The sequence below is a fragment of the Ilumatobacter fluminis genome (assembly GCF_004364865.1).
Lineage (GTDB): Bacteria > Actinomycetota > Acidimicrobiia > Acidimicrobiales > Ilumatobacteraceae > Ilumatobacter > Ilumatobacter fluminis.
This window is the reverse complement of the sequence record NZ_SOAU01000001.1, coordinates 4237727-4255395: the sequence shown is the minus strand read 5'-3', so window position 1 is coordinate 4255395 and position 17669 is coordinate 4237727. Positions and strand designations below refer to the sequence as shown.

Below are 17669 nucleotides of genomic sequence, written 5' to 3'. Positions count from 1 at the left end.
GGTTGGGTCGGGTGGGGTCAGGGGCGGAGGGTGTTCCAGTGGAGGACGGTGTCGACGGGGTTGCGGCGGAGTGGGCCCCAGCGGGTGGAGACCGGCCAGCCGACCGGGATCGTGACCTCGATGCTCACCTCGTCGGGGAGGGCCAAGAGCTCGCGGATCTCCGGTTCGGCATGGAGGTGCAAGGTGGTGAACGCGGCGCCCAGGCCGCGCGCTCGTGCGGCGAGCAGCAGGTTCTGCGCCGAGGTGTAGGCGGCACTCAACACCATGCTGTGGGCCGGGAACTCGGGGCCGTAGTCGTGCTCGCGGCCGCACACGAACACGATCGCCGGCGCCGTGCCGAGCGAGCGGATCAGGTCGGCCGCTCCCTGGTACATCTTCTGCTTCGACGGGTCGCGGAGCCTGGGGATGGCGGCTTCGACCTCGGCGGCGCGCGGTTCGAGGAGGTCGCCGATCGGCCGACGGACCTCGGGATCGTCGACGACGACGAACTCCCACGGCTGCGTGTTGCGCGGGCTCGGTGCCCACGTCGCCGCCTCGACGATCTCGCGCAGCACCGGCCGGTCGACCGGGCGGTCGTCGAACTTCCGGGTCGCCTTGGCGGTGCTCATCACCTCGTGGACCACCGCCGCGGTCTGCGCCGCCGTGCGTTCCGCGTCCATGATCAGACCCCCCGCTCGATCGGCTCGAACGGACCCGGCAACCCGTCGGGCACCTCGAAGCCCTGCCACCCGGCGGCGCGGATGGTTCGGCGGGCGAGCCGCCATGTCGTCCCGTCGTGGGCGAGTTCGTCGTCGTAGCGGCCCCACACCTCGGCGGTGTCGCCGTTCGGCAGGCGATGCCACGCGTACACCGCGCTCGAGGCGATGGCGGCGGCGTCATCGGTCAGCTCGACCGTGACGTTCGACGCGTGATGGCTGGTGCCCAGGTAGCGGGCGAGTCGGTCGTGGAACAGGTTGCGGATCTGCTCGCGGCCGGTGATCAGGCGGTCGTAGCCGTAGTCGATCACCGCATCGTCGGTGAACAGTTCGGCCAGTTCGTCGACGTGGGCGCGATCGACGAGGTCGCAGTACGCGAACAGCACGCGCTCGATCTCGTGGCGTTCGGTCTCGGTCGGTGGTCGGCTCATCGCTGTTCCCTCTGTCGTGCTGCGTGTCGATCGGGTCAGTCGTCGTCGGTGTGGAACCCGGCGAGGATCTCGCCGAGGCGGTCGGGGTCGTCGACGGGCCACCCGAAGTAGGACGACACCCGGTCGAGTCGACCGTCGAAGCGCTCGCGCACGAGCGACGGCATGTCCTCGGGGCGCCCGACGAACGCCAGGTGGTGCAGCAGGTCGTCGTCGATCAACCCGCTCATCTCCTGCCACTTTCCCTCTCTCGACAGCTGCTGCAGCTCGGGCTGCAACTCGCCGTAGCCGATCGGGTCGAGCACGCGTCGGTAGGCGGGTGTCGACGCGTAGAACGCGATCTGGCCCTTCGTCTCGGCGGTCGAGGCGGCGATCGCCTCCTCGTCGTCGCCCATCACCATGAACAGCGGGCACGACAGGGTGACCGCGCTGCGCTCCCGGCCCGAGGTGTCCAAACCGCGCTGCAGCGCCGGCAGGGTGACGTCGTCGAAGTATGCCGGATGGATCATCCCGTGGAGGATGGCGAAGTCGCACGACTCGCCGGCCAGTTCGGTCATCTTCGGGCCGACGGCAGCGACACCGATCGGGATCTCGTGGTCGTGGTGCGGTGGTGTGAACACCGGTGACATCAGGGTGTGCCGGTAGGTGTCGCCTTCGTACCGCAGCCTCGTCCCGTTGCGCCAGGCGTCGAAGATCGCTCGCATCGCCGCCACGTAGTCGCGCATGCGGTCGACCGGCGGACTCCAGGGCATCGAGAAGCGGCGGGTGATGTGGGCCTCGATCTGTGAGCCGAGGCCGAGTGAGAAGCGACCGTCGGAGGCGGCGGCGAGATCCCAGGCGGCGTAGGCGGTCGACATCGGGTTGCGGGCGAATGCGACGGCGATGGCAGTGCCGACTCCGATGCGTTCGGTGGTGAGTGACACCGCCATCGACTGCAGGAACGCGTCGGTGACGCTCTCGGTGGTCCAGACACCGTCGAAGCCCGCCGATTCGGCCCAAGCCGCGTCGGTCGCGGCTCGGGTCGAGGTGTGGCCGATCAAGCTGTGATCGATGAGCACGGTCGGCTCCTCACGCCTCGGCGGTCGCGGCGGCGTGGGCGTCGGCGAACCACACGAGCGCAGAACGGCGTGCGGTGCACACGATCTCGTCGCGCTGGTTGCGCGCCCGGTGCTCGAAGGTGACGACGCCCTGGCCGGGGCGCGACTTCGACTCGCGCTTGTCGATGATCTCGGTCTCGGCGTAGAGCGTGTCGCCGATGAACACGGGGCGGGGGAAGGAGATCTCCCCGAAGCCGAGGTTCGCGATCGTCGTGCCCTCGGTCGTGTCGCCGACGCTGAGTCCGGCGGCGATCGCCAGGGTCATCAGGCTGTTCACGAGCCGCTGACCGAACTCACTCTTGGCCGCGACCTCGGCGTCGAGGTGCAGGCTCTGTGTGTTCATCGTGAGCGTCGTGAACAAGGTGTTGTCCGCTTCGGTGATCGTGCGGCCCGGCTTGTGCCGGAAGACGTCGCCGATCTCGTACTCGTCGTAGAAGCGGCCGCGGCGTTCGTAGATCGTCATGGTGGGTGTCCTCGTTGGCAGGGGTCAGGTGGATGCGGGGTCCGCGAGCTCGTCGCGGAACGACGGGTCGCTGACGGAGATGAGTGCCGACCGGCGTTCGGTGAGCGATCGGCCGCGCAGGTCGGCGACGCCGTGTTCGGTCACGACGAGATCGATCGAGGTTCGTGGGTGCGTGATCGTGTTGCCGGCGTCGATCGCCGGGACGATGCGGCTGTGCTTGCCGTCCGGTGTGGTGGACGACAGTGCGAGCACGCGCAGCCCGCCGTCGGAGTGGAAGGCGGTCTCGGCGTAGTCGATGCTGCCGCCGACGCCGGAGATCTGGCGCCCGCGCACCGATTCGGCGTTCACCTGGCCGGTGAGGTCGATGTCGATCGCCGAGTTGATGCTGACGAACCGGTCGAGGTCGCCGAGCGCTGCCGGATGGTGGCTGTGGGCCGATTCGCGGACGCCGACGAGCGGGTTGCCGTCGACGAAGTCCATGACGCGTCGGGTGCCCATCACCTCGGCGGCAAGGATCGCCGGGTCGGGGTAGACGGCGTCGATGTCGAGCTTGCCCGCGTCGAACAGGTCGGCCATCGCGTCGGTCACCATGCCCACGAAACGCAACGGGCCGAGGTCGACGTCTGCGAGGCTCGCGGTGAGCGCTTCCGGCACGCCGCCGATGCCGAGTTGCAGGGTCGGTCGCTCGGGCAGCAACCCGAGGACGCGATCGGCGATGGCGACGCTCGTGGGGTCGGGCGTCGCCGCCTCGTAGAGCGGCATCGGCTGCTCTGACTCGACGGTGGCGGTGATCTGTGACCGGTGGATCCACGCGCCGAACGTCCGGGGGACGTCGGGGTCGATCTCCGCGATGACGACCCGGCTGCGTCGTGCGCTGGTCAACGCGTAGCTGGCGGTCGGGCCGAGGCTGTGGAACCCGTAGTCGTCGGCGGGCGAGACCCGGATCAACGTAGCGTCGACGTCCCACCGCTGGAGCAGGTCGGGCACCTGGGTGGCGCGGGCGGGGACGTACTCGACGACCCCGTCACCGAGGCGCCGTCGCAGTGGCCCGGCCACGTGCCACGTCATGAGTCGGAACCGGTCGGCGTCGACGTGGTCGAGCCACGGGTAGTCGTCGACCTGCAGGCCGAGATAGAGCGTCACCGGGACCTCGTGCGATCGACGTGCGAGCGCGCCGAGCAGCGTCGTCGGGCTCCCGCAACCCGGAGCGGCGACGACCTTGGCGTCGGGCTCGATCAGGCGCAGTGCCTCGTCGGGCGACATGATGGTCCCGGCATTCCCCACGATCCGCAAGCTACCCCTCCAGCTACAGGCAAGCAAATGCTAGGTTGGGTTCGTGTGCCAAGCATCTGCTTGGCTACGTTGCGCTCAACCGATCTCGAGGGGATTCCATGACCGACAACAACGAACTCCGTTTCGACGGCGCGGTCGCCGTCATCACCGGCGCCGGTCGCGGCCTCGGCGCCGCCCACGCACGACTGCTCGCGGCGCGTGGCGCCATGGTCGTCGTCAACGACGTCGGTGGGTCGCTCGACGGCTCGGCCGACGAGGGAGCGTCGCCGGCACAGGAACTCGTTGCCGAGATCACGGCTGCGGGCGGCCATGCCGTTGCCGACCACCACGATGTGTCGACGCCCGAGTCGGCAGCGCAGATCGTGCAGACGGCGATCGACGAGTTCGGTCGCATCGACATCGTCGTCAACAACGCCGGCATCCTGCGTGACAAGACGTTCCATCAGCTCGATCCGGCCGACATGCAGAAGGTGCTCGACGTCCATCTGTACGGCAGCGCCTGGGTGACCCGCGCCGCATGGCCGCACCTGCGTGAGCAGAACGGTGGTCGCGTCGTCATGACGACCTCGGTCGCCGGGTATCTCGGCAACTTCGGTCAGGCGAACTACGCCAGCGCCAAGGCCGGGCTGATCGGGCTCACCAAGACCCTGGCGATCGAGGGCGGTCGTCGCAACATCAAGGTGAACGCCATCGCCCCCGGCGCCCGGACCCGCATGACGGAGCAGGTACTCGGCCCGCTCGCAGATCGGCTCGATCCGTCGTTCGTCTCGCCGGTGGTGGCGATGCTCGCCCACGAGTCGTGCCCGCTGAACGGTGAGCTGCTGCTCGCGGCCGGTGGGCGCGTCGCCCGTGTCCACTCGGCGCAGACGCGTGGCTGGTTCGACGAGGCGCCGACCCCGGAGTCGGTGTTGGCCAACGTCGACACGATCCTCGACCCGACCGACGCCCCCGTCGTCGAGGCGGTCGAGCAGGAGTTCGCCGTGCTGACCGACTGGCTCGGCAGCACCGACTGAATCACTGATATTCGCGCTCGGGATTGACCGGCTCGTTCGAGCTGCGTTAGGTTACCGAGCAACTGCTTGGTTGGTGTTCGGCACCGACCGGATCTTGGGAGGGATCAACCGGTGAAGTTCACGTACTTCCATCTCATGCCGTTCGACGGCTTGCCGGACGACTTCGGCGATCGATACCGCAGCGTGTGGGTCGACATCCCGCCGGAAGTGCAGGACGTCCCGCGCATCCATCAGCTGTACAACGACTACCTCGACGAGCTCGAGTACGCCGCGGTCAAGGGCTTCGACGCGATCGGCGTCAACGAGCACCACAGCAACGCCTACGGCCTCATGTCGAGCCCGAACATGATGGGTGCTGCGCTGTCGCGGCGGATGACCGACACCGACGCCAAGTTGCTCGTGATGGGCGACGCCGTGCCGCTCTACGACCCCCCGATCCGTATCGCCGAGGAACTGGCGATGCTCGACGTGATGAGCGGCGGTCGTCTGATCACCGGATTCCCGCTCGGCAGCAGCCAGGACTCGAACTTCGCCTACGGCGTGAAGCCCGCCACCATGCGTGAGCAGCACCGCGAAGGCTTCGAACTGATCCGGAAGGCCTGGACCTCACGTGAGGTCTTCTCCCACAACGGCCGCTTCAGCAAGCTCCGCTACGTCAACCCGTGGCCCAAGCCGCTCCAGAACCCGCACCCCCCGATCTGGATCCCGGGCAGCGGTTCGGTCGAGACGATGGACTTCGCCGTCGAACTCGATGCACCGTTCTTCCTGCTCTCGTACTTCGGTGCCGACTTCGCATCGCAGATGTTCGAGAAGTACTGGTCGCGAGTCGAGCTCGCCGGCCGAGAGCGCAACCCGTACCGCTCGGGCATCGTGCAGCTCGTCATGGTGGCCGACACCGACGAGGAGGCCCGTCGCCTGTACGAGCCGCACGTCCAGTACTTCTACCAGAAGTGCACCCACATCTACCCGGGCTTCACCGAGGCGCCGGGCTACAAGACCGTCCGGTCGCTCGAAGAGGTGCTCCCTGCCAAAGGCGCCGAAAAGGCGAGCCGACCGGACTCCTTCGCCGCGGCCCAGTCGTACGGCTGGGACGACTTCATCGAGAAGGGCATCGTCATCGGCGGTGGCCCCGACACGGTGCGCGAGCGTCTCGAGGCGGCGGCCAAGCAGTCGTCGATCGGCAACTGGGTGCTCCTCATGCACATCGGTTCGATGCCGAAGGACCTCGCCAAGCACAACATCGATCTCTTCTCCGAGAAGGTGATGCCCGGTCTGCAGACGATGTTCGCGGACGAGCACGAACACAACTGGTGGCCGCGACCCATCGACGGCTTCCAACCCACCCACGTCGACCCCGTCGCCCGAGAGGTTGCCCGATGAGCGAACGCATCGAACTCGACATCCCGATCCCCGGCACGTCCATCGCCGTCGACCGCAGCGGCGACCCGTCGGCCCAGACCCTCGTCTGGTTGCACGGTGAGTACGGGGCGCTGTCCGGCGTCCCCGGCCGTGACGCCCTCGCCGAGCACCTCGACGTGATCGAGGTGCACCTGCCCGGCTTCTGCGTCTCGCCCGGCGGTGACCGCTTCGATTCGATCGGCGATCTCGCGACGGCGGTGTGGTGGGCGCTCGATCAGCTCGACGTCGACCAGCCCGTGCTCGCCGGGCACGGCCTCGGCGCCACCCTCGCCGTCGAGATGGCGATCCAGCAGGCGTCATCGGTCGCCGGCCTCGCGCTCGCCACGCCGTTCGGCATGTTCGACACCGACGACCCCGGCGTCGACTTCTTCGCCCTGATGCCGCGCGATTTGAACCCGCACCTCTACGCCGATCCGGCGAGCGATCTGGTGCTCGAGCACTTCCCGCCGCCCGTCGACGCTCACGACCGCGGCCTCGCCGCCATCCGACGTGTCGAGGTGCTCGGCTCGACCAGCCGCTACCTGTTCCCGATCCCCGACACGAACGTGGTCGGCCGTGCCTACCGCCTCGCCGACATCCCGACGACCGTCTGGTTCGGCAGCGCCGACGGCGTCGTGCCGCCGTCGCTCGCGAGCGCGTGGTCCGCCTCGCTGCCCCACGCCGATGTCCGTACTGTCGACGGCATGGCACACATGCTCCCGTACGAAGACGCCGACTTCGGCGCCCAACTGCTCGACGTCGTCCGCACCAAGGTCGCAGCGAGCTGATGGACTTCACCCCGAACGACGATCATGAACTGATCGCCGACGCGGTCGCCAAACGGTGCGCCGACTTCGGCGACGAGTACTGGGCGTCGTGCGACGAAGAGCACCGCTTCCCGTGGGAGTTCTACGGCGCGATGGCCGAGGACGGCTGGCTCGGCATGGCGCTCCCCGAGGAGTACGGCGGCGGCGGTCGAGGCATCACCGAGGCGGCGATCCTCATGCGCGAGGTCGCCAAGTCCGGCGCGGCGATGAACGGTTGCAGCGCCATGCACCTCACGGTGTTCGGCCTGCAGCCCGTCGTGAAGTTCGGCAACGAGCGCCTGAAGGAGACCTATCTGCCGCGTGCGGCGGCGGGCGACCTGCACGTGGCCTTCGGCGTCACCGAGCCGAACGCCGGCACCGACACATCACAGATCTCGACACGTGCGACCCGGCAGGACGACGGATCGTGGCGGATCTCCGGACAGAAGATCTGGACGACGAAGGCCCTCGAGTCGGAGGTCATCCTGATCCTCGTCCGCACCGGCACCGATCCCGACGATCGGTTCGGCGGCCTCACGCTCTTCCTTGCCGACATGGATCCCGACCACGTCGAGATCCGCCCGACGAAGAAGCTCGGCCGCAACGCCGTCACCACCGGCGAGACCTTCTACGACGATCTGCCGGTCGAGGACTGGCGCATGGTCGGTGAGGAAGGGCGCGGCTTCCACCACATCCTCTCCGGCATCAACCCCGAGCGCATCCTGATCGCCGCAGAGGCGATCGGCATCGGCGAAGCGGCACTTCGACGAGCGGTCGACTACGCCGGCGAACGCGAGGTGTTCGGCCGCCCGATCGGCGCCAACCAGGCACTCAGCCATCCGCTCGCCGACGCCTACGCCCGCCTGCAGGCGGCGTGGCAGATGGTGCTGCTCGCCGGCTGGCGCTACGACAACGGCCTCAGCTGTGGTGAGGCGGCCAACACCGCCAAGTACCTCGCCGCCGAGGCCGGGTTCATGGCCGCCGACCGTGCCATGCAGACCCACGGGGGCGTCGGGTACGCCTCGGAGTACCACGTCGAGCGCTACTGGCGCGAGGCCCGCCTCATGCGGATCGCCCCGGTCAGCCAGGAGATGACGCTCAACTACCTGGCCCAGAACGTGCTCGGCCTCCCGCGGAGCTACTGATGGACCACGGCTGCCGCCGCTTCGACGGCCGCGTCGCGCTCGTGCTCGGCGGCGGCAGCGACGGACCCGCCGCCGACGGCGACGACATCGCCATCGGGAACGGTCGGGCGATCGCGCTCCGCCTGGCGTCCGAAGGGGCCCACGTCGTCGTGGCCGACCGCGATCTCGCGTCGGCCCAGGCGACCGTCGATGCCTGCGAGGGGGAGGCATCGGCGGTCGAACTCGACCTCGCCGACCCCGAGTCGTGTCGAACCGCCGCCGAACGAATCCTCGCCGACCGTGGCGCCGTCGACGCGGTGGTCGCGAACGCGGCGATCTCCGGTCACGACGGGCTCCGCACCCAGACGATCGAGGAATGGGATCTGAGTACCTCGGTCAACGTGACCGGTCACTGGCTCGTCGTCCAGGCGCTCCTGCCGTCGATGCTCGAACGATCGAGCGGCTCGTTCGTCTTCGTCGGGTCGACGGCGTCGGTCCGCAGCAGCGGACGATCGTTGTCGTACGAGGCGACCAAGGCCGCGCAGCTCGCCGTGATGCGCCACATCGCCGTCCGCTACGCACGCGGCGGCATCCGGTCGAACGCGGTCGTGCTCGGCGTCATCGACTCGCCGATGGTGCGCCGCGAGTTCACCGCCGACCCGGCCGCAGCGCGGGCGCGTGACTCGGTGTGCCCGATGCGCCGCCAGGGCACCCCCCACGAGGCCGCCGCAGCGGCGGCGTTCCTCGCGAGCGACGACGCCTCGTACGTGAACGGCCACAGCCTGATCGTCGACGGCGGCGTGATGGCGGCCTGGCCGTCGCCCCCACCCGTCATCCCCACCCCGGAGTCACCATGACCGACGCCTTCGTCACCGCCACCGCCATGACGCGGTTCGGCAAGCACCTCGACCGATCGATGAAAGACCTCGGTGCCGAAGCCGTCGAGCAGGCGTTGGCCGACGCCGGACTCGAGCCGGGCGACGTGCAAGCGGTCTACTTCGCGAACTCCCTCGCCGGCTTGATCACGGGACAGGAATGCATCCGCGGCGAGGTCGTGCTGTACCCGCTCGGGTTCGGAACCATCCCGATCCACAACGTCGAGAACGCGTGCGCGTCGGGCGGCAACGCCCTCCACCTCGCCCACATGGCGGTCGCCTCGGGCATGTACGACACCGTGTTGGCGGTCGGCGTCGAGAAGGCCAACCACGAAGACCGGGCCCGCACCTTCGCGGCGTACAAGGCCGGCACCGACGTGGAGGACATGTTCGAGGTCGGTGAAGGAGCCGGCACCGATCGAACACCGCTGGTCGATCGTCAGGCGCGTCTGGCTCAGGCGTTGTTCGACAACGCCGGCATGACCCGGCGCGGGCTCGCCGAGATCGCCGCGAAGGCCTACGAGTACGGGCGTCTCAACCCCCTGGCACACCGCCACATCGACGTCGATGCCGATGGTGTGCTCGGCGCCCGTACCGTGGTCGATCCGATCACCTCGCTGATGAGTTCTCCGGTGAGCGACGGTGCGGCGGCTGCCGTGGTCAGCAGCAAGCCCGGCTCCGGACCGCGGGTGAAGATCGGCGCGTCGGTGCTGGCGAGTCGCCCACCCAAGGGTGTCGACGGGCCGTCGGCCGCCCACGCCGCCACATCGCGTGCGTACGAGATCGCCGGTATCGGTCCCGACGACATCGACGTCGCCGAGGTCCACGACGCGAGCGTCGCCTACGAAGCCATGGCCTGGACCGAGACCGGTCTGTGCGCTCCCGGCGACGAGGAGCGGTGGGCGATCGAGCGACACACCGCACTCGGCGGCCCGCTGCCGATCAACCCGTCGGGCGGGCTGATCGCCCGCGGCCATGCGCTCGCGGCGAGTGGTATCGCACAGGTGCACGAGCTGCGGTCGCAACTGCTCGGTACGGCCGGCGAACGCCAGACCCCCGACGCCCGCATCGCGCTGGCACAGGTCGGTGGCGGAGTGATCGACTGGCACACCGCCGTGTCGACGGCTCATGTGCTGGAGCGCGTCTCCTGATGCGCATCGTCGACGCACACCTGCACGTCCTCGACCGCGAGTGGATCCCGCGCGAGGTCCGCATGGCCTGGGCGCGTCAGGCGTCCGGTCGCCGGACCGAGCTCCGCGATCCCGCCGCCATGGAAGCGCGCGTGATGCAGCGCCAGAGCGACCCGACCGGGGCGCTCACGATCGCGGCGTTCGACCGCCTCGGTGTCGACGCCGGTCTGATCCCCGTCGTCGACTGGACCGTGGTCGGCAACGCCGGACCGGACGAACTGACCATCGAAGGGCTCCACGATCACCACGATCGCCTCGCCGAGACGACCGATGGCCGACTCGCCTTCTGTGCCGGACTCGACCCGCGGCAGCCGAACGCCCGCGAGATCGCCGAGCGTTCGCTCGAACGGCCCGCGTGCGTCGGCTTCAAGCTCTACCCGGCCGCCGGCTGGTTGATCGACGACCCGCAGTACGACTGGGTGTTCCGGTTCGCCGCCGAACACGACCGCCCCATCGTGATCCACACGGCGCCGCTCGGCGGCGACCCGCTCGTGACCCCGAACTCCCGACCTGCAGCCATCGCCCCCGTCATGCAGCGTTACCCGACGATCGCCTGGGTGTTCGGGCACGCCGGGTTCGAGGCCTGGTGGATGGAAGCGGTCGACATGGCGTTCGGGTGGCAGCGCTGCTACCTCGACCTGTCGCTCTGGCAGCGCAGCGCCGACTTCGACTACGGCGAGTTCCGTCGCCGGATCCTGCTCGCGAAGCAGCGCGTCGGGGCGCATCGTCTCCTGTTCGGCTCCGACATCATCCGCGGACCGGGTGACGACGCCGACGGCGCCCAGCTCGAGCGCTGGATCGATCAGTTCACCGCCTTGGCCGAGCCGTACGAGGGATCGCCGGCGGTGCTCGCACAGGAAGAACTCGAACTGGCGATGGCGCACGCCGCCGTCGACCTGTACCGGCTCGACGAGGTTCGAGCCACGATCGGCACACGGGGGGTTGCCACATGAGGATCGGAATCAGCGAACTGTTCACCGGGGAGGACGGGCGCGACGGAGCGTTCGTCCGCGAGACCGCCGTGCTGCTCGAAGAGCTCGGCTTTCACGCGATCTGGTATCCGGAGCACGTGGTGTTCTTCCCGAGCTACGACTCGTCGTACCCGTACGGCACCCTCGGCGGCAACGAGGTCCGTGCGCTCCGTGGTGTGTACGACCCGTTCGTCGGCCTCGCCGCGATCGCCGCGGTGACGTCGACGATCCGCCTCGGCACGTACGTGTGCGTCGTCGCCCAGCGGAACCCGATCATGCTCGCCCGTCATGTCGCCGCCGTCGACGTGCTGTCGGGCGGTCGCTTCGACTTCGGCATCGGCGTCGGCTGGTCGGAGGAGGAGTACACCGCACTCGGCGTTCCGTTCGCTCGCCGTGGTGCCCGCACCGACGAGTACCTCGCCGCCATGAAGGTGTTGTGGAGTGACGAAGAGGTGACCGGGTTCGACGGCGAGTTCGTCGAGTTCGCGCCACTCCTCGCGTTCCCGAAGCCGGTGCAACGACCCCACCCGCCGATCGTCGTCGGTGGCAACTCGGCTGCGACGGTCCGACGGATCGTCGAACACGGCCAGGGGTGGGCCGGGTACAACCTCGAGGTCGACGAGATCGGTCGCTTCATCGATCAGCTCGACACGGCACTCACCGCCGCGGGACGATCGATCGACGAGATCGAACTCCGCGTCGGCCGGCGTGCCAAGGGCACCGAGGAACGCGACTGGGAAGACGACGCCCGCTACATCGAACAGTGCGAACCGCTCGGCCTCCACGAGGTCGTCGTCTCGCCGCGCTTCTCGGTCGACGGGTACGAGGCCAAGGCCCGCCGCTACGCCGAGATCGTCGGCGTCGGCGCCTGAGCGGCACGATGACACAGGAGGATCTGACATGAACGGAATCGTCGCCTGGGGCACCTACGTGCCGCGTGGTCGACTCGATCGACGCGAGCTCGCCGGGATGTTCGGCGTGTCCGCGCCCGGAGGCAAGCGCTCGGTTGCCGGCCCCGACGAGGACGCCCTGACGATGGGCGTCGAGGCTGCCCGGCTCGCCGTCGCCGGGCTCGACTCACTCGACGCCGTCGACTCGTGCTGGTTCGCCACCAGCCACGCACCGATGCTCGACCGCGGCAACGCTCCGTCGATCACGGCGGCGACCGATCTGCCCGACACGGTCGGCTCGTACGACACCGGCGGCTCGATCCGTTCGGGCGTCGCAACGTTGCGAGCGGCGTCGTCGCAGGCCGGCGCCGCCGTCGCGGTGCTGGCCGACGTCCGCTACGGCAAGCCGGGTTCCGACGACGAGGCCAACGGCGGCGACGCCGCTGCTGCGTTCGTGTTCGGCCCCGACCCCGCGGTGGAGGTGCTCTCGCAGGCGTCGCTGTCGTCGCCGGTGATGGACCGCTGGCGCGCCGAGGGCGACGTCGGATCGTCCACCTGGGACGACCGCTGGACCGCCGAGCACCAGGTGCCGTTGATGGTCCAGGCGGCGACCGACGCACTCAAGTCGGCCGGCGTGACCGAGTCCGACCTGGCTGCCCTCGTCGTGTCGTGCCCGTCGGCCCGTGTCGAACAGCAGGTCGTCAAGGCGCTCGGTGGCACCGTCGTCGAGACCGACACGCGCGGCGCGATCGGTTATGCCGGCACCGCCGACGTGGGGTTGCGCACGATCGCCGCGCTCGATCGGCTCGCGCCGGGTGAGCGCGTCCTCGTGGTGACCGGCGCCGACGGTGCCGACGCGATGGTGCTGCGTGCCACCGACCGGATCGCCGACCTCGATCGCAACCCGACTGTCGACGAAGGCACCGCCGTGCCGGCGTCGACCTACCTGCTGTGGCGCGGCCTCGTCGAGCGGGCGGCGGTTCGTCGACCACCGGTCGAGCCGCCGGCTGCGCCGGCCGTCGCCCGGAACGAGGACTGGAAGTTCGCGTTCACCGGGTCGCAGTGCGAGAGCTGTGGCACCCGCCACCTGCCGCCCCAGCGGGTCTGTCTGCGTTGTGGTGCGACCGACCAGATGAGCAAGGTCGCGATGCGAGATGTCGCCGCCACCGTGCGCACGTTCACGATCGACCGGATCGCCCAGTCGCTCAACCCGCCCGTGGTCGTCGGTGTCGTCGACTTCGACGGTGGCGGCCGCTACCGCTGCCAACTGACCGACGTCGTCGCCGACGACGTGCGGGTCGGCGACCGGGTCGAGATGGTCTACCGCCTGGTCTCCATCGCTCCGAACGGCGTCAAGAACTACTTCTGGAAAGCCCGCCCTCGTCTGGAGGAACAGTCATGAGCTCACGTCCACTCGGCGTCGCCATCGTCGGCATGGGATGCACCCGGTTCGGCGACCACTGGGATCGAAGCGCCGACGATCTCCTGATCGACGCGGTCGACGACGCCCTCGAGTCGTCCGGTGCCGACATGTCCGACATCGAGGCGTTCTGGCTCGGCACGGCCGTCACCGGCCAGTCGGGTCTGGTGTTGAGCAAGCCGTTGAAGATCGCCAACAAGCCGGTGACCCGGGTCGAGAACATGTGTGCCACGGGGTCGGAGGCCGTCCGCAACGCCTGCTACGCCGTCGCGTCCGGAGCCTACGACGCGGTCATGGCGGTCGGTGTCGAGAAGCTGAAGGACTCGAACATGACCGGCCTGGTCATCCCATCGTCACCGACCGACGGCTCCGAGGTCGACCTCACCGCCCCGGCGATGTTCTCGTTCCTGGTCCCCGCCTATGCCGAGAAGTACGGCGTGTCGCTCGAGACGATGCGCGAGGCGCTCAGTCACATCGCGGCGAAGAACCATGCCAACGGTGCGATCAACCCACGCGCTCACTTCCAGCGGGCGGTGGCCGCCAGCGCGATCAGCGCCGCCCCGACGATTGCCGGTGAGCTGAACGTGTTCGACTGTTCCGGCATCTCCGACGGTGCCGCAGCGGCGGTGATCTGTCGCATCGAGGACGTGCACAAGTACACCGACAACCCGATGTACGTCCGTGCGCTGGCGTTGTCGGTCGGTTCGGGCACCGGAGCGTTCGACACCGAGTACGACTACACGACGTTCCCCGAGGTCGTCGCCGCCGGCGAGTCGGCGTACCGGCAGGCCGGCATCGACGATCCGGCGACCCAGGTGTCGATGGCAGAGGTGCACGACTGCTTCACCCCGACCGAACTCGTCCTGATGGAAGACCTCGGGTTCTCCGAACGCGGCAAGGCGGTCGAGGACGTGCTGGCCGGCCGGTACGACCTCGACGGGGACCTGCCGATCAACCCCGACGGCGGGCTGAAGAGCTTCGGCCACCCCATCGGCGCATCCGGACTCCGGATGCTGTTCGAGATGTGGCTGCAGTTCCGCGGCGAGGCCGGTGAACGCCAGATCGCCGACCCGAAGGTCGGCCTCACCCACAACCTCGGTGGTCAGCCGGGCGAGTGCGTGAGCTTCGTGTCGATCGTGGGGTCCGAGCCCGAATGACCGTCGACGAACAGCTCGTGCCGACCGATCTCGACCGCTTCCGAGCGGTCGTGACCGAGTTCGTCGCAGCCCGCTACCCGCGACGCTCCGACGTGGTCGACACCGATCCCGACGCCCCGGTGGCGTTGCCGATCGTCGCCGGCGCCGTCGATCCTGCGGTCGAGGCCGCAGCCGTCGAGGCATCGCGGCAGTGGCAGCGCGACCTGTTCGACGCCGGCTACGGCTGGGTCGCCGGGCCGACCGAGTTGGGCGGTGCCGGTCTGACCGCCACCCATGTCGCGACGTTGCGCGAGGTCACCGCCGAGTACGCGTGCCCGGACGACACCCTCGTCCGAACCGGCACCCAGGTGCTCGGCCCGTCGATGCTGGCGTTCGGCAGCGATCGCATCCGCACCGAACACCTGCCGAAGATCCATCGTGGCGACGAGCTGGTCTGCCAGCTGTTCTCCGAGCCGAACGCCGGCTCCGATCTCGCCAACATCCAGACACGCGCCGAACGGGTCGAGGGCGGATGGAAGCTCGACGGACAGAAGGTGTGGTCGTCGGGCGCACTGCACGCCGACTCCGGCGTCTGCATCGCCCGCACCGAGCCGGGCAGCAGCCGACACAAGGGCCTCACCGCGTTCTTCGTCGACATGTCGGCGCCGGGCGTCGAGATCCGGCGTATCGAGCAGATGACGGGCGGCGCCGAGTTCTGCGAGGTGTTCCTGACCGAGACGTTCGTGCCGGACGATGGCGTGGTCGGCGAGCCGGGTGCCGGGTGGCACATCGTCATCGACGCACTCATGAACGAGCGCTCGTCGATCGGCAACGAACTCCTCCCGGAGGCCGCCGTCATGGATCGCCTCCTCGACCACGTCCGTGCGGGCGGCGACCGCGTCGCTCGTCTCGAGGCGGCCGACGTCGCCGGCAGGCTCCAGGTCGCTCGCTGGCTCGAGCGCCGACTCGGCGAAGGGTACGGGCCGGGTGACACCCCCGGACCGGAGCTCGCGTTGACCAAGCTCGCCTTGACCGACGTGGTCGCTCGGATGGGTGCCCTGGCCGCGCTGGTGTTGGGCCCGGAACTCGTCGCCGACGCCGGACGACCGGGTACGTATGTGTGGGCCGAGTTCGTCCTCGGTGCGCCCGGGTTGCGGATCGGCGGCGGCACCGACGAGGTGCTGAAGAACGGCATCGGCGAGCGGGTGCTCGGGCTGCCTCGCGAACCGGTTGCATCCAGGACCTAGCGCTTGCTCGTACACTGACACAACGGTGCGGGCGGGACGAGTGCCGCACCCGAACTGGAGGAATCAATGAGTCAGGCCACGACCTCGAAGCGCAACGGCGGTGGCAAGTCAGGTGGGCGCCGCAACGAGCTGTTGCAGGTCGCCGCGAGCGTGTTCGCCCGGAAGGGATTCGCGAACGCGACGGTCCGCGACATCGGTGAGGAGGCCGGCATCCTGTCGGGCAGCCTGTACCACCACTTCGAGTCGAAGGACGCGATCCTCGAAGACCTCCTGAAGAACCTCTACGACGAGATGGAGGCCGGCTATCGGGAGGTCGTCGATCGCGGGTTGCCCGGCGACGAGACCGTCGTCGAGCTGATGGCCTGTGGCTACGACTACCTCGATCGGCTGACCGACGCCATCAACGTGTTGAACAACGATCTCGCCTACATCGCCCACATCGATCGGTTCGCCTTCGTGCGCGATCGCAACGCGTGTATCGAGTCGACCTGGCTCGAGGCGCTCCAGCGCGGCGTCGACGACGGCAGCTTCCGCTCCGACCTCGACCAGCAGTTCGCGTACCGGATCATGATGGGGTCGCTCGTCGCAGCCGTCCGTTGGGTCGACCCGGCCGGTCCTGTCTCGGCTGCCGAACTCGGTCGGCGTGCCGCACGCTTCTTCATCGACGGCCTCCGAGCGGGCTGACGACCGATGACCGCTGCCAAGCCCGTCACGATCGTCGAGGTCGGTCCGCGCGACGGCCTGCAGAGCGAGTCGACGCCGATCGCCACCGACCGAAAGGTCGAGTTGATCCGACGCCTGCACGCCGCCGGCCTCAAACGGATGGAAGTGACGTCGTTCGTCCGTGCCGACCGGATTCCTCAACTCGCCGACGGCCCGGCCGTCGCCGAGCAGGTGGTCGACCTGCCCGGACTCCGTTCGATCGCGCTCGCTCCGAACCGCAAGGGGCTCGAGGCAGCGGCGGCCGCCGGCGTCGGCGAGGTCGCCGTGTTCGGCGCCGCGAGCGAAGAGTTCAGCAAGCGCAACATCAACCGAACGGTCGACGAGAGCGTCGAGATGTTCGGTGAGGTCGCCCGCGAAGCGGTGCAGCTGGGGTTGCGCGTCCGTGGCTACGTCTCGACGGTGATGGGCTGCCCGTACCAGGGTGACGTCCCGTTCGCAGACGTGAAGCGGCTCGTCGCCGCGTTCTACGAGATGGGCTGCCACGAGGTCAGTGTCGCTGACACGATCGGCGTCGGGCAGCCCCATCGGGTCGCCGCCCTGTTCGACGAACTGTCCGAGATCGCCGACGTCGACACGATGGCGTTCCACGGGCACGACACCTACGGCATGGGTCTCGCGAACTCGCTCGCTGCGCTCGACGCCGGCGTGCCCACGATCGACGCCTCGGTCGGTGGTCTCGGTGGCTGCCCATACGCCGGCCCGAAGGCCAAGGGCAATCTCGCCACCGAAGATCTCGTGTACGCGCTGCAGGGTTCCGGCCGCGATCCCGGGATCGATCTCGACGCCCTGGTCGACACCGCCTGGTGGATCAGCGACCAGCTCGGTCGCCCGCCGCGCTCCTCGGTCGCCACCGCCGTCCGCTGACGCTCCCCGAGCTTGCGCCTCGCGACACGGCTCGCT

The 17669-nt window shown here is 69.0% G+C and carries 18 protein-coding genes; 13 read left to right on the top strand and 5 right to left on the bottom strand.

What is annotated here, in order from left to right; translation table 11 throughout:
• Positions 1–17: 17 nt before the first annotated feature.
• Genes BDK89_RS19260 through BDK89_RS19240 form a run of 5 tightly spaced genes read right to left on the bottom strand, consistent with a single transcriptional unit; the run spans position 18 to position 3967 of the window.
• Complete coding sequence (locus BDK89_RS19260; protein ID WP_166657697.1) at positions 18–659, bottom strand: nitroreductase family protein; 642 nt, start codon at positions 657–659, stop codon at positions 18–20.
• A gap of 2 nt (positions 660–661) precedes the next feature.
• A complete protein-coding gene (locus BDK89_RS19255; RefSeq protein WP_133870498.1) occupies positions 662–1126 on the bottom strand; it encodes a nuclear transport factor 2 family protein in 465 nt (154 codons plus the stop codon).
• Between the two features lie 35 nt (positions 1127–1161).
• Entirely contained in the window at positions 1162–2181 is a 1020-nt protein-coding gene (locus BDK89_RS19250; protein WP_166657696.1) for a TIGR03617 family F420-dependent LLM class oxidoreductase, read from the bottom strand.
• 10 nt (positions 2182–2191) lie between these two features.
• Positions 2192–2683, bottom strand: coding sequence for a MaoC family dehydratase (locus BDK89_RS19245; protein ID WP_133870496.1), 492 nt, complete (start codon positions 2681–2683; stop codon positions 2192–2194).
• Between the two features lie 24 nt (positions 2684–2707).
• Positions 2708–3967, bottom strand: a complete 1260-nt coding sequence (locus tag BDK89_RS19240) for an acetyl-CoA hydrolase/transferase family protein (RefSeq protein WP_133870495.1) — start codon at positions 3965–3967, stop codon at positions 2708–2710.
• A gap of 107 nt (positions 3968–4074) precedes the next feature.
• Between BDK89_RS19240 and BDK89_RS19235 the strand changes: the two genes are divergently transcribed.
• The 13 genes from BDK89_RS19235 to BDK89_RS19175 all read left to right on the top strand — a co-directional run bounded on the left by BDK89_RS19235 (position 4075) and on the right by BDK89_RS19175 (position 17633).
• Positions 4075–4989: an SDR family NAD(P)-dependent oxidoreductase gene (locus BDK89_RS19235; RefSeq protein WP_133870494.1), complete on the top strand. Its 915-nt coding sequence runs from the start codon at positions 4075–4077 to the stop codon at positions 4987–4989.
• Between the two features lie 111 nt (positions 4990–5100).
• On the top strand, positions 5101–6369 hold the full coding sequence (locus tag BDK89_RS19230; protein ID WP_133870493.1) for an LLM class flavin-dependent oxidoreductase: 1269 nt from the start codon (positions 5101–5103) through the stop codon (positions 6367–6369).
• Complete coding sequence (locus tag BDK89_RS19225; RefSeq protein ID WP_133870492.1) at positions 6366–7175, top strand: alpha/beta fold hydrolase; 810 nt, start codon at positions 6366–6368, stop codon at positions 7173–7175. Before BDK89_RS19230 ends, BDK89_RS19225 begins: the two co-directional genes overlap by 4 nt.
• Positions 7175–8338 carry an acyl-CoA dehydrogenase family protein gene (locus tag BDK89_RS19220; protein WP_133870491.1) on the top strand — a complete coding sequence of 388 codons (1164 nt, stop codon included), beginning with the start codon at positions 7175–7177 and terminating at the stop codon, positions 8336–8338. Before BDK89_RS19225 ends, BDK89_RS19220 begins: the two co-directional genes overlap by 1 nt.
• A complete protein-coding gene (locus tag BDK89_RS19215; RefSeq protein WP_133870490.1) occupies positions 8338–9174 on the top strand; it encodes an SDR family NAD(P)-dependent oxidoreductase in 837 nt (278 codons plus the stop codon). Before BDK89_RS19220 ends, BDK89_RS19215 begins: the two co-directional genes overlap by 1 nt.
• Positions 9171–10343, top strand: a complete 1173-nt coding sequence (locus tag BDK89_RS19210; RefSeq protein WP_133870489.1) for a thiolase family protein — start codon at positions 9171–9173, stop codon at positions 10341–10343. The genes BDK89_RS19215 and BDK89_RS19210 overlap by 4 nt, the downstream gene beginning before the upstream one ends.
• The gene (locus tag BDK89_RS19205) at positions 10343–11335 is read left to right on the top strand and encodes an amidohydrolase family protein (RefSeq protein ID WP_133870488.1); all 993 of its coding nucleotides are present in this window, start codon (positions 10343–10345) and stop codon (positions 11333–11335) included. The genes BDK89_RS19210 and BDK89_RS19205 overlap by 1 nt, the downstream gene beginning before the upstream one ends.
• The gene (locus BDK89_RS19200; protein WP_133870487.1) at positions 11332–12225 is read left to right on the top strand and encodes an LLM class F420-dependent oxidoreductase; all 894 of its coding nucleotides are present in this window, start codon (positions 11332–11334) and stop codon (positions 12223–12225) included. Before BDK89_RS19205 ends, BDK89_RS19200 begins: the two co-directional genes overlap by 4 nt.
• A 28-nt stretch (positions 12226–12253) precedes the next feature.
• A complete protein-coding gene (locus BDK89_RS19195) occupies positions 12254–13645 on the top strand; it encodes an OB-fold domain-containing protein (RefSeq protein ID WP_133870486.1) in 1392 nt (463 codons plus the stop codon).
• Positions 13642–14820, top strand: a complete 1179-nt coding sequence (locus BDK89_RS19190; protein ID WP_133870485.1) for an acetyl-CoA acetyltransferase — start codon at positions 13642–13644, stop codon at positions 14818–14820. The genes BDK89_RS19195 and BDK89_RS19190 overlap by 4 nt, the downstream gene beginning before the upstream one ends.
• The gene (locus BDK89_RS19185) at positions 14817–16046 is read left to right on the top strand and encodes an acyl-CoA dehydrogenase family protein (protein ID WP_133870484.1); all 1230 of its coding nucleotides are present in this window, start codon (positions 14817–14819) and stop codon (positions 16044–16046) included. Before BDK89_RS19190 ends, BDK89_RS19185 begins: the two co-directional genes overlap by 4 nt.
• A gap of 66 nt (positions 16047–16112) precedes the next feature.
• Positions 16113–16730 carry a TetR/AcrR family transcriptional regulator gene (locus tag BDK89_RS19180; RefSeq protein ID WP_133870483.1) on the top strand — a complete coding sequence of 206 codons (618 nt, stop codon included), beginning with the start codon at positions 16113–16115 and terminating at the stop codon, positions 16728–16730.
• A gap of 6 nt (positions 16731–16736) precedes the next feature.
• On the top strand, positions 16737–17633 hold the full coding sequence (locus tag BDK89_RS19175; RefSeq protein WP_133870482.1) for a hydroxymethylglutaryl-CoA lyase: 897 nt from the start codon (positions 16737–16739) through the stop codon (positions 17631–17633).
• Positions 17634–17669 lie beyond the last annotated feature (36 nt).